Below are 10,622 nucleotides of genomic sequence, written 5' to 3'. Positions count from 1 at the left end.
ACCTGGGTCAAATACCCCATCTTTACCCGTAACATCGTCTTTAAATTGGAAATAATATTGGCCGTTATCATCTTGGAATAAGTTTTTCGTCTTACCTGAATAAATAAGCATTGCTAAAAATCGCTCCTTTTCATAAACACATACGTTTCCATTGAATTATTTCGGAATATTCGTTTTCCGGATAACCATGTGCTAACCTTAACGAACTTTATGGGTAAAGACAAGTTAAAGATGAACATTTTATTGAAAAAAGTTAATTTAGGTCGGGAAACGACCCTTATGGACGAACATTCGACTTTTTATATGCACTTATTGTTAAGAATTTAATGTTGTCGATAAAAATTATGCAACTTTTGTATTTTGGCAAATTTTGCTAACGAAACTGGAAAAATGGGCAAAAAAAGACCGCCATAAGTGCGGTGAGTTGCGCACTTATGACGGCCTATCTGCCCTTGTACGTAATATTGGACATACATTTTGGGGCGGATTAGCTTTTATATATTCGAATTTTTATTCAGCTTTTGGTTGGGTTTTTAGTACTTCAACCTTTTTACCATTAATTTTCTCTTCTAATTCAGGGTACACAAGACGTGCAGTCGCTGAACCAAAGACCATTAATTCATACAATAATTGTGGATCTTCAGTGGTTCTTGATAATAAGCGTAGGTAAATTTCCCCGTCACCAGTCAAGATTAAAGTGTAGTAGCCTGCACGTTTCAAGTTGATTTCATTAATCACTGCTAAAGCTTTTGTTTGGTTATTAAAGTCCTCTACTTGGACTAGTTTACGATAAGTGATTTGGTATTCCGTTATGGATGAACCTTCTTTAAACTCACGTGCTACTACGTTAAAAGGAATCGTTTTATCTTCAGCAATACGGTAAGCACCTGAGAAAACCACTTGGTCTTCATTGAATTTATTCTTCTTAACGGGTACTTTCTTATCGTTAAACATTTTCTCTAAAATTGGTTCAATTGATGGCATAGTATTCCTCCGTTTATCTTCTAAGTTCATTACTATCATCATTGTAACATAAGCCCATTAGAATCCTAGAACAAGGTTGGTCAAAAGTTACATAGATTTATCACTTTCAATTCATTAGGCGATCAAAGACTACAGCGTAAGCTCCCCTGAGCTAGACTAAAATCGGGTTCGAGCCTCCAAAAAGGACTGCGTTTCCTTTCTTGGCGTCGGCTCTCGCACCTTAGCTACAAATTCTGCCATAATATCTAGCGCATCATCTGCTTCAGAAACCGGATAAATTGAGAAAATATGGGCCATATGTTGATGGCTATCGAAATAAAGTTGATGGCTATCGAAATAAATTGGTAATCCCTCAGCTTCAACTTTTTCCTTCAAGGCAAGTGTGTAAGTCAAGGTTAAATCTCTCGTCCCACTCACGACTAATATAGGTGGTAAGTCATTAAATGATCCGTACCATGGCGAAACTAAAGGGCTAATTGCCGGAAAAGGTTTTGCGAAAGTTTCTGTTTTAAGCGCGATTAATTTCGGTTGTAAAAAGAGTTCGTACGCCACATGGTCATAGCCACTAGATAATTTTGCAATGTCCCATCCAATATTGGAGCAATCAGGATTACTGAGCTTGGCAAAGGCAACTCATGGTCACCCAGTTGCTGCATAAAGGAAGCCACCAAAGTACCGCCTGTCGAATCACCAAGAATAGCAATATTTTTGGAGGCAATCCCCTTTCTCTTCGATTAAATATAAGTAGCGTTTTAAAATCATTTTGTAGGCATCAACAACGTTGTGGGTTGGACCCTTTGGAAAATAGGTATGACCACTTTCCGACCTATCAGGTTGGCGACTTTGCGTGCCATATTAAAGTGCAATAAAGTTGGTTGTAACCAAAAGCCACCATTCGAAAGATAAAAAAATAATTTTTCCTGGCTTTACTGAGCTTGGCGCCACAAAGTCATTTTGCACAATGAAGGTATCTGTAAAGTCATCAAAATAGTCAAATCCCATTGAACGTTTGGTCCAGCTAAGGGCTAATGGTAGCTCATTGCGTTTAATAGGATGGCTTAGTAAATTTTTTCATAATAACGGATGCTCTCCGCTGAAACGCCAGCGATTTCACTGACCTTTTTCATATTCATATGCTAAAGACGAGATAAACTCAAGAAAGAAACCCAACTACCTTACCCAGTATCCTAAGAAACATAGTTATAAACCTACGCGGGCCTGCATTTCTGGTGAATAGTGATTACCCATCTCGTAAACATTTCCAAGTGCCTGAATCATGTCCTGTCTATTTGGTCTTACGCCATAGCCCAAGGACATATCCATTGCGCCAAAACCAATCTCAGTAACAACTACTTCACTATCACCTAATGAGGTGTTTTCATGTTTCCACCTCCAGGTAAATCTAGTCTAATCCCTGGAGCGCACTCTAAGACAATTTTTTGGTTTATTAAAAAAAGCCCAAATAAAATATTCAGGCCTAGATAATTTTAAAATGTTAGTTTTGGTTCCCAAAACGGTTCTTCTATTAGGTTTGAATCAGCAATAGCCATATCTAGTATTTCCATAACTGTTAAACTTTGGGCTAAATGTTCTTCTGCATACATGGTATCCTCATGATCAATCCAATTTGCAAAAATCTTAAATTCTGCGCCCATTTTATGCTCGCATGTATTCAATTCAAAATGATCCGTATAGCCATCATTTGTCCAAATATCAAATGAAGTGACCCTATTAGTAGCGCTATTGACTCTAATAGTACCTTTAGTACCTTGAATAGTTGCCCCATTTTTTCCTGTAGAATCCTTTGAAGCCATGCATACGGCTTTTGTGTATCCATAGTCCATGATTAAAACGCCAGATGTATCGATAGCATTCTCGATGTTAGGGTAGTAAGTAACTTTCTTTGGTTTCCCAATTAAGCCAACAACGAAATGTATATTGGATGAATTCAAATCCATTAAGGCACCGCCACCATTTTTGATATCAAAGGCCGGTAAAACGTTACCTGCTGTGAAAGAGTCATACTTACTCGAATATTTTGAGAAATTGCATTCAATTAACTTGATATCTCCAAGAAGTGGTAAAAGTTCACGGATTTTACCATAATTTTCAACGAACTGGCCTGTTACAGCCTCAGCCAATACTAAATCGTAATCAATGGATAGTCGTTCTAATTCGATTAATTCCTTTTGTGACATCGTAAAAGGTTTCTCACATATAACATGCTTACCATGAAGTAAGGCTTCCTTAGCAAAAGGAAAATGTAAGTTATTAATGACGGCAACATACACTGTATCAATATCTGCTTCTGTCAAAAATTGATTGTAATCACTATATACTTGATCAATGCCATATTGTTTTTGAAAGGCGATTGCCTTGTCAACGCTTTTGGGTGTTGAGCTAATTGCAGTTACTTGTATTTCTGGCAACTCGGCAATTACCGGTAAAAATTGTTCAACTACTTTTCCAGTCCCCGCTATCCCTAATTTCAAATCTACCCCTCCATTACCCTAAAAATACCGCAAAATTAGGTGTTAACATTGTTTTCTGATAGCTAATTATAAGCCTCTAAACCCACAAATTCTAGCCCTTTTTGACACAAATTTTATTTTTTTTTTAATTTCATACAAAGTATCCGATAAGTCGCTGTTTTAGAATAAAAAGGCTCTTTCAAACTCCCCGGTAACGATTAGGAACAAGGTAGCGCCAGTTCGTTTCACTAGCCAGCTATTCAAATGTCCTTTATCATATAAGATAGTTAGGCAAAAGATTTTAAGGAGGATTTCTCATGAAAAAGTATAACAATTTCATTAACGGTGTGTGGACAGCCCCTACCAATAATGAATACAAAGAAGTAGAAAACCCGACAACTGAAGAAACGTTTGCCCAAGTCGCATACTCTGCAAATGAAGATGTTGACCAAGCAGTTGAAGCAGCTAAGACAGCCTTTCCTGCTTGGAATAATCTATCTCTTGAAGAAAGAACCGGTTATGTAGAAAAATTATTAGCTGAAATCAAAGCCCATAAAGAAGAAATTCGTGACATTATTGTTGAAGAATTTGGTGCTGCCAAGACCTTTTCCGAGTCAGGACAAGTTGGTTTAGCCATTGATGAAATGTCAGCTACAGTTGAGGCCATTAAAGACTACAATTTAACGCAACAAATTGGTAATACTAAAGTCATTAAAGAAGGTTATGGTGTAGTTGCTGCAATCACACCTTGGAACTATCCGTTAAATCAAATTCAACGTAAAATCACACCTGCTTTATTAGCTGGGAATACCGTAGTTGTCAAACCAGCATCTGATACACCACTCACTGCAGTTAAACTATTTGAATTAGCTGAAAAAGTAGGCTTTCCAAAAGGTGTATTCAACCTAATCCTTGGAAGTGGTAGTGGTGCTGGTAACTATCTAGCAGAACATGAAGATGTCGCCGTTGTTTCCTTTACTGGGTCAACAGAAGTTGGTCAAGGGCTATATGAAAATGCTGCTAAAGGCATCAAGCACATCATTCTTGAACTAGGTGGTAAATCAGCGTTAGTTTACTTACCTGGCGGCGATTTATCCTTTGCAGTTAAAAAAGCAATGGGCACAATTTTAAACAACCAAGGGCAAACTTGTACTGCACTTACGAGACTGTTAGTGCCTAAAGACGAATTAGCTGATGTAGAAGCTGAAGTAAAATCATTCTATGAAGAGAACGTTGTTATCGGTGATCCTGCTGATCCAAATACGCTTGTTGGCCCAATGGTATCCGCTAATCAAAAGGAAACAGTACTCGAATATATTGAAAAAGGTAAAGCTGAAGGTGCTAAAGTTTTAGTCGGTGATAAAAAACCAGCCATTGAAACTGGTCATTTTGTAACACCTACTGTCTTTACAAACGTGACTAATGATATGACAATTGCCCAAGAAGAAATTTTCGGTCCTGTACTTGTCATCATCACATACGATACTGAAGAAGAAGCCATTGAAATTGCAAATGACTCAATTTACGGCCTTTCAGGTGCAGTAGTTGGACCTACTGAAGATGCTTATAGAGTAGCTAAGCAATTACGAACTGGTAATATCTTTGTAAACAAATCAGAACGTAATCCGCTTGCGCCATTTGGTGGCTACAAACAATCCGGACTAGGTCGCGAAAACGGTCTATTTGGTGTTGAAGACTACTTAGAAACAAAAGCGATTTTCTTAGAAGATTAAGCGATAGTATCTTAGAAAATAAATAAGCAAATTTTCGATACAAAAAAACAGCTACTAGGTGACTGATATCACCTAGTAGCTGTTTTTTAATTTTTTATAATCTATCTTTGATAGGTATAAGGTCATCTATTCCGTGTTCTGTGAATAAACCACTACACCACCAAAGAAACCATCGTCAATGACTAACCATCAAACCTAATAAAGATTCATATATGGGGTCAGATTGATACATTTCTGCCACAAAGTACGCAATAAAAGTGACAATGGCAATTGGGAGTAAATACTGGATAGAGCCCCCTGTCATTTCTAATATTAGAAAAATACCCGTTAATGGCGCTCTAACAATAGCCGCAAAGTGTGCGGCCATAGCAATAATCGTAAAGACAGTAATCGTATATGCACCCACTAAACCTAAAGCATGTAATCCACTTGCATAAATATTCCCTACTAAAGCACCAAGAGATAATAACGGGAAAAAGATGCCTCCAGGTATTCCGGAACCAAATGCCACACCAAGCAGTAACAATTTTAATAAAAATAAGTAAACCAAAGTCAGCATGCTAGGATTATTTAAAAATGGCAATAAAATAAGTTGTTCACCGGAGCCGATTAAGCGGGCATCAAATAATAACACCACACCTGTCATTAGGAAAGGAAAAACCATTTTCAAAAAAGGTGCCAACTGCCAACGACTATAAATAACTTTAGACCACAAAATAACATGATTAAATAGGACACCTGATAAGCCTAAAAGCACCCCTAAAATGAGCAAGTACGGATAGGTTTTTATTTCTATGTTTAAAGCTCTAGGAAGCGTAATAGCAGCTTCATCCCCTATTAGCGACACCGAAACTAAGGTTGCGGTAATAATTGTCAAAGTGGCAGACAAGAAACCACGGCGGGTTACTTTCCTCAATAGTTCTTCTAAGCAGAATATGATACCTGAAACAGGCGCATTAAAAGCAGTGGCTAAACCGGCACCTGCTGCGCCAACAATCAAATATTTGGTAGACGCTTTAGAAGATTTGCTTACTTCTGCTACCCCTTGGCCGATTGCCGCCCCAATTTGTACTGACGGACCTTCCCGTCCTAGTGTGAGTCCTGACCCAATCGCTAGTAACCCACCAGCAATTTTATAAAACAAGACAGATGGCCAAGAAAAATTTAATTGCCCACTCAGTTTTCCTGCAATTTGTGGAATACCTGATCCACCAATCATAGGTTCTTTTTGTACCGTCCAAGCCACTAAACAACCAGCGACCACAAAAATTAGGATAAATATGAAACTATGCCAAAACGAAACCTGGGCCCATTGTAATAGCCCGCTTACTAAGCCCATTACTAACGGAATCGCAATTCTAAATAGGGAGACAACTATCCCAACTAAAACACCAGAAATAATACTCAATAAACCCAAACGATAATTCAATCGCCCTTCATGCATCACTACCATGCCCCTCTCTGATACAAATGGCTCTTTAAATGTAAATCCAATAAAAAATCCCCACCAAGTTAAACTCAGTAGGGATTCTCTGTATAGCTACTGTGGTAGCATTATTTTTGTTTACGGCGACGTTCTGGAATACGTGCAGCCTTACCATGTAAGTCACGTAAGTAGAACAATTTAGCACGACGAACTTTACCTTCACGTAATACTTCAATTTTAGCTACGCGTGGCGTATGTACTGGGAAAGTACGTTCAACACCAACACCGTTTGAAATTTTACGAACTGTGTAAGTTTCGCTGATACCAGCACCACGACGTTGGATAACAACACCGTCAAATAACTGGATACGTTCACGTTCACCCTCAACAACTTTCGCGTGTACACGAACAGTGTCACCAGGACGGAAGTCAGGTACATCGTTACGTAGTTGTTCTGAAGTGATTTGATCAATTAAATTACTCATTTAGATTCTCTCCTTCCAACAACACTCATATGGCAGTTTTGCCACAGCGGAATATCATAAAGTATGTGTTGAAACAACACCTTTAATAGTATATCAAATTTATCACTTATTGTAAATAGAAAGTTGAAAGTTTCTTGTTATAAATAGTGGAAGTCCTATATAAGGGTTTGCGATCACTCGTCTGCTTTATTCTAAAGTAACATCTTCAGACTATGTATCCTTAATAGGAATTTTTTCAATAAAACACCCCAATCTCAACAACTAAATATTTGTTAGTTACTCGGGTTCACGATACAATGATAGGTGAATAGGAAACGGTTACAAATCAGTGATAAAGGAGACAAAGTGATGACAAACGACAAACAACAAATAAACAATATTTACAAAGATTTATATTTAGAAGTATCTGACTTACGTAAAAATGTCTATAAGGATGGCCAACAAATTTATGCATCCTGGGATCCTTCCACCCTCCGTGAAGATTTTAAAGAAGCAGCCTTAAATTTTGCCTATTATGTTGCCCTTCGTCGCCGAGATATCCGCAAGCTACAATTAAAACTGGGAAACCTTGGTCTTTCTTCACTCGGTCGTCTCGAAGGTCATGTATTATCTACCCTTGATTTAGTCGCTTATCATCTCGCCAAAAGTGCGGACATGCCTACAGTTGACATTCCTGAACATATGACGAAAACCAGTCAAGGGCACGGCTCTACCCTAGACAAACTCACCAAAGATTTCTTTGGCCAAGGAGCTAACAACCGCTATTCACACATCATGGTCACCATGCCCAATGAAGCCGCCACTGACCAAGACCTAGTTGATCAAATGGTAAAGGCTGGTTTAGACGTAGCCCGTATTAACTGTGCCCATGATGATGTATCTACTTGGCGGAAAATGGTTAAAAATATTCATCAAGCTGGCAAGAAATACGAGCGCGACATTAAAATTTTTACCGACATTGCTGGTCCTAAAGTACGAATTCAAGCCATCTATACTACCCTACAAAACCCCAAGCTTTATGAGGGAGATAGTTTTTTCCTCACAAGCGATACGACATTAAAAGACTTTTATGATTGTGAAATTGTCTTATCCTGTCCAATCCCAGAAATTATTCAAGATTTAAAGGTTGATGAGGCGGTGTCACTTGATGATGGTAAAATTATAGGTAAAGTCCAAAAAACTTATCCTGAAGGGGTAAAAATTCGCATCACCCAAATGGCATCAAACGGTAAGAAAGTGAAAGCCACAAAAGGCATCAACTTCCCTGATCGTGAGTTAAATATCCCTGTATTAACCGATAAAGATATCGATGATTTGGCTTTTTCTAAAGAAGCTGCTGACGTTATCGGCTTCTCCTTCGTCCACGACTTAGACGACGTTCGCCATATTAATCAGGTAATGGCAGAAAAAGTAACCGAAGACCAAGATAAACTGGCAACTATCAAACTAGAAACCGTCTCCGGTTTTGAGAACCTCATCAATATTATTATCGAAGCAAACCGCTACCGACCAACAGGCATTATGATCGCTAGAGGAGACTTAGCTGTAGAAGTCGGCTATCTACGACTATCTGTTGTCCAAGAAGAAATTCTTTGGTTCTGCGAGGCTGCACAAATCCCTGTAATTTGGGCCACCCAAGTGCTTGAATCCTTGGTAAAATCAGGTGTACCTTCCAGGGCTGAAATTTCCGATGTGTCTATGGGGTCACGAGCTGAATGTGTCATGTTAAATAAAGGTGAACATATCCTCGAAGGGATCAACCTCTTACGGTCAATTTTAGAAGACATTGATGAACACCAATTCAAAAAGACAGCCTTAATGAAGCAACTAAACGTAGCCAATACCATTTTCGAATAAAAATAAACACCTACCTCTAATAACCTAAAGGTAGGTGTTTTTTATAATGGCTAACTACAATAGCATCCATGTTATTGTCGCTTACCATCCTTAGTATAGGTAATGACTTTTGTCCCCTTGTTATCAGCGATTTCCTTAGCCCGCTCCATGGCATCCTCTTTTAAATCAAAAGTATCCGCAGCGCGCTTTGCCTTCACGGTAATCACTTGCCATTGTGCATGCTCATGATCATACTTCACTTGAACGTCCTCATCCATCAAATCAGGATTGGCCGATTCAGTATCATGCTTATCGCTCTTTTTGGGATTGGTTGCCTGTTTAACTTCCGAAATCTCTTTATCAGAAGCATTCTGATACCATTCTTTACCTTGTTGGATTGCAATTGGTATTAAATCTTCCTCTTTGTAACCCGATGCTTCCATAGCATTCATGATCTCAATAATCTTCTTGCGTTCAACCTCATTAAAGTTTTTTAAGCTGTCAGGATAATCTTGCATATCCCATGGCATAACATCATCTCCATTCTTAACTCATATTATATCAAGAATAGTGAATAAACAAAAAGCATATCTATGTTGAAGCTAGTTTGAAACTGAGGCCCACACAATAGACCACTCTTAACAGCCCTACTCAGTTTCTGCTTTAATTTCTTCTAACCATTTAGCTTGTTGATCTGTTAAGGGGTAATTTTCTAACATATCTGGCCGACGTTCATAGGTCCGGCGTAAGGATTCTTTCCCCTTCCAGTCAGCAATCTTAGCATGGTTACCAGACATCAATACATCCGGCACAGTCATCCCCTTGTATTCAGCTGGGCGAGTATATTGTGGATACTCTAACAAACCAGTCGAGAAGGAGTCACCCGTAATCGATTCCTCGTTACCCACCGCATCTTCAAGCAAGCGGACAGTAGCATCAATCACAATCATGGCCCCTAATTCGCCACCAGTAAGTACATAGTCTCCAACCGAAATTTCATCGGTCACATATGACCGAATCCGCTCGTCATAGCCTTCGTAGTGGCCACAAATAAAAATTAAATGGTCATCTTCAGCAAATGATTCCGCATGTTTCTGCGTAAAAGTTTCACCAGCCGGGTCCATCAAAATCACCCGTTTTTTAGTATCAGGATGTTTACCCTCAATTTCTTCTAAGGCATCATTAATCGGATCCACCCGTAGCAACATCCCAGCACCACCGCCATAAGGATAATCGTCCACATGCCCGTGTTTGTTTACTGCAAACTTACGAAAGTCCGTCACATCAATATTGGCCACCCCTTTTTCTTGGGCCTTCCCAATAATTGACGTGTTCATTGGACCTTCAAACATCTCTGGAAAAAGGCTTAATACATCAATCTGCATTAGGCGTCACCCTTTTCCGCGTCCACATCATCAATCAGACCGTCCATCGGGTCAATCACAACTCGGTTATCATCCAAATCAATCTCTAACACAATATCTTCAATATAAGGAATCAAAATATCTTTCCCTTTATTTGGACGCTGAATAGCCCACACATCATTAGACGGTAGTGACGTAATCTCACGCACCTTGCCTAGATAAATCTCATCAGTCGTATAGACTTCTAGACCAATAATGTCATCATAATAAAACTCATTCTCATCCAATTCGTCCGCCTCGCGCTCAGTGCCCGCAACCTTCAA

At 38.9% G+C, this 10,622-nt stretch carries 15 protein-coding genes; 2 read left to right on the top strand and 13 right to left on the bottom strand.

What is annotated here, in order from left to right; translation table 11 throughout:
• The 8 genes from ACRCJ0_RS06555 to ACRCJ0_RS06520 form a co-directional block, all read right to left on the bottom strand.
• A partial coding sequence (locus ACRCJ0_RS06555) for a phosphoribosylaminoimidazolesuccinocarboxamide synthase (RefSeq protein ID WP_431389949.1) occupies positions 1–111 on the bottom strand: 111 nt, incomplete at its 3' end.
• Positions 112–510: 399 nt separating this feature from the next.
• Positions 511–984, bottom strand: coding sequence for a hypothetical protein (locus ACRCJ0_RS06550; protein ID WP_016896846.1), 474 nt, complete (start codon positions 982–984; stop codon positions 511–513).
• Positions 985–1,140: 156 nt separating this feature from the next.
• On the bottom strand, positions 1,141–1,536 hold the full coding sequence (locus ACRCJ0_RS06545) for an alpha/beta hydrolase (RefSeq protein WP_431389947.1): 396 nt from the start codon (positions 1,534–1,536) through the stop codon (positions 1,141–1,143).
• Positions 1,503–1,652: a hypothetical protein gene (locus ACRCJ0_RS06540; RefSeq protein WP_431389948.1), complete on the bottom strand. Its 150-nt coding sequence runs from the start codon at positions 1,650–1,652 to the stop codon at positions 1,503–1,505. The genes ACRCJ0_RS06545 and ACRCJ0_RS06540 overlap by 34 nt, the downstream gene beginning before the upstream one ends.
• 187 nt (positions 1,653–1,839) lie before the next feature.
• Positions 1,840–1,986, bottom strand: coding sequence for a hypothetical protein (locus ACRCJ0_RS06535; RefSeq protein WP_431389946.1), 147 nt, complete (start codon positions 1,984–1,986; stop codon positions 1,840–1,842).
• 56 nt (positions 1,987–2,042) lie between these two features.
• Positions 2,043–2,111: a hypothetical protein gene (locus ACRCJ0_RS06530; protein WP_370737012.1), complete on the bottom strand. Its 69-nt coding sequence runs from the start codon at positions 2,109–2,111 to the stop codon at positions 2,043–2,045.
• Between the two features lie 73 nt (positions 2,112–2,184).
• Entirely contained in the window at positions 2,185–2,307 is a 123-nt protein-coding gene (locus ACRCJ0_RS06525) for a hypothetical protein (protein ID WP_431389945.1), read from the bottom strand.
• A 164-nt stretch (positions 2,308–2,471) separates the two neighbouring features.
• On the bottom strand, positions 2,472–3,476 hold the full coding sequence (locus ACRCJ0_RS06520) for a Gfo/Idh/MocA family protein (protein WP_431389944.1): 1,005 nt from the start codon (positions 3,474–3,476) through the stop codon (positions 2,472–2,474).
• Positions 3,477–3,772: 296 nt separating this feature from the next.
• Here ACRCJ0_RS06520 and ACRCJ0_RS06515 point away from each other — a divergent pair, with 296 nt between their 5' ends.
• Complete coding sequence (locus tag ACRCJ0_RS06515) at positions 3,773–5,188, top strand: aldehyde dehydrogenase family protein (protein WP_431389943.1); 1,416 nt, start codon at positions 3,773–3,775, stop codon at positions 5,186–5,188.
• Positions 5,189–5,363: 175 nt separating this feature from the next.
• Here the strand turns inward: ACRCJ0_RS06515 and ACRCJ0_RS06510 are convergent, their stop codons facing one another.
• Both ACRCJ0_RS06510 and rplS read right to left on the bottom strand, forming a co-directional pair.
• Complete coding sequence (locus ACRCJ0_RS06510; protein ID WP_431389942.1) at positions 5,364–6,641, bottom strand: ClC family H(+)/Cl(-) exchange transporter; 1,278 nt, start codon at positions 6,639–6,641, stop codon at positions 5,364–5,366.
• Between the two features lie 101 nt (positions 6,642–6,742).
• Positions 6,743–7,099: a 50S ribosomal protein L19 gene (gene rplS, locus ACRCJ0_RS06505; RefSeq protein ID WP_004262406.1), complete on the bottom strand. Its 357-nt coding sequence runs from the start codon at positions 7,097–7,099 to the stop codon at positions 6,743–6,745.
• 348 nt (positions 7,100–7,447) lie between these two features.
• Here rplS and ACRCJ0_RS06500 point away from each other — a divergent pair, with 348 nt between their 5' ends.
• Positions 7,448–8,956, top strand: coding sequence for a pyruvate kinase (locus ACRCJ0_RS06500; protein ID WP_431389941.1), 1,509 nt, complete (start codon positions 7,448–7,450; stop codon positions 8,954–8,956).
• A 71-nt stretch (positions 8,957–9,027) separates the two neighbouring features.
• Here the strand turns inward: ACRCJ0_RS06500 and ACRCJ0_RS06495 are convergent, their stop codons facing one another.
• From ACRCJ0_RS06495 to rimM, 3 genes are all read right to left on the bottom strand, one after another.
• The gene (locus ACRCJ0_RS06495; protein WP_431389940.1) at positions 9,028–9,465 is read right to left on the bottom strand and encodes a DUF2188 domain-containing protein; all 438 of its coding nucleotides are present in this window, start codon (positions 9,463–9,465) and stop codon (positions 9,028–9,030) included.
• A 117-nt stretch (positions 9,466–9,582) separates the two neighbouring features.
• Complete coding sequence (gene trmD, locus ACRCJ0_RS06490) at positions 9,583–10,320, bottom strand: tRNA (guanosine(37)-N1)-methyltransferase TrmD (RefSeq protein ID WP_048729487.1); 738 nt, start codon at positions 10,318–10,320, stop codon at positions 9,583–9,585.
• The coding region (gene rimM, locus ACRCJ0_RS06485) for a ribosome maturation factor RimM (protein WP_431389939.1) at positions 10,320–10,622 on the bottom strand (303 nt) is incomplete at its 5' end. The genes trmD and rimM, both read right to left, overlap by 1 nt.

The organism is Aerococcus sp. L_32 (genome assembly GCF_050689315.1).
The sequence above is the reverse complement of the archived record's forward strand: the minus strand, read 5'-3'. Positions and strand labels throughout refer to the sequence as shown.

What these genes read in the sequence shown, in the direction of transcription:
- ACRCJ0_RS06550 (WP_016896846.1), bottom strand. Translation starts at nt 984, where the DNA reads ATGCCATCAATTGAACCAATTTTAGAGAAAATGTTTAACGATAAGAAA.
- ACRCJ0_RS06535 (WP_431389946.1), bottom strand. Translation starts at nt 1,986, where the DNA reads ATGGGATTTGACTATTTTGATGACTTTACAGATACCTTCATTGTGCAA.
- ACRCJ0_RS06525 (WP_431389945.1), bottom strand. Translation starts at nt 2,307, where the DNA reads ATGGATATGTCCTTGGGCTATGGCGTAAGACCAAATAGACAGGACATG.
- ACRCJ0_RS06515 (WP_431389943.1), top strand. Translation starts at nt 3,773, where the DNA reads ATGAAAAAGTATAACAATTTCATTAACGGTGTGTGGACAGCCCCTACC.
- ACRCJ0_RS06510 (WP_431389942.1), bottom strand. Translation starts at nt 6,641, where the DNA reads ATGGTAGTGATGCATGAAGGGCGATTGAATTATCGTTTGGGTTTATTG.
- rplS (WP_004262406.1), bottom strand. Translation starts at nt 7,099, where the DNA reads ATGAGTAATTTAATTGATCAAATCACTTCAGAACAACTACGTAACGAT.
- ACRCJ0_RS06500 (WP_431389941.1), top strand. Translation starts at nt 7,448, where the DNA reads ATGACAAACGACAAACAACAAATAAACAATATTTACAAAGATTTATAT.
- ACRCJ0_RS06495 (WP_431389940.1), bottom strand. Translation starts at nt 9,465, where the DNA reads ATGCCATGGGATATGCAAGATTATCCTGACAGCTTAAAAAACTTTAAT.
- trmD (WP_048729487.1), bottom strand. Translation starts at nt 10,320, where the DNA reads ATGCAGATTGATGTATTAAGCCTTTTTCCAGAGATGTTTGAAGGTCCA.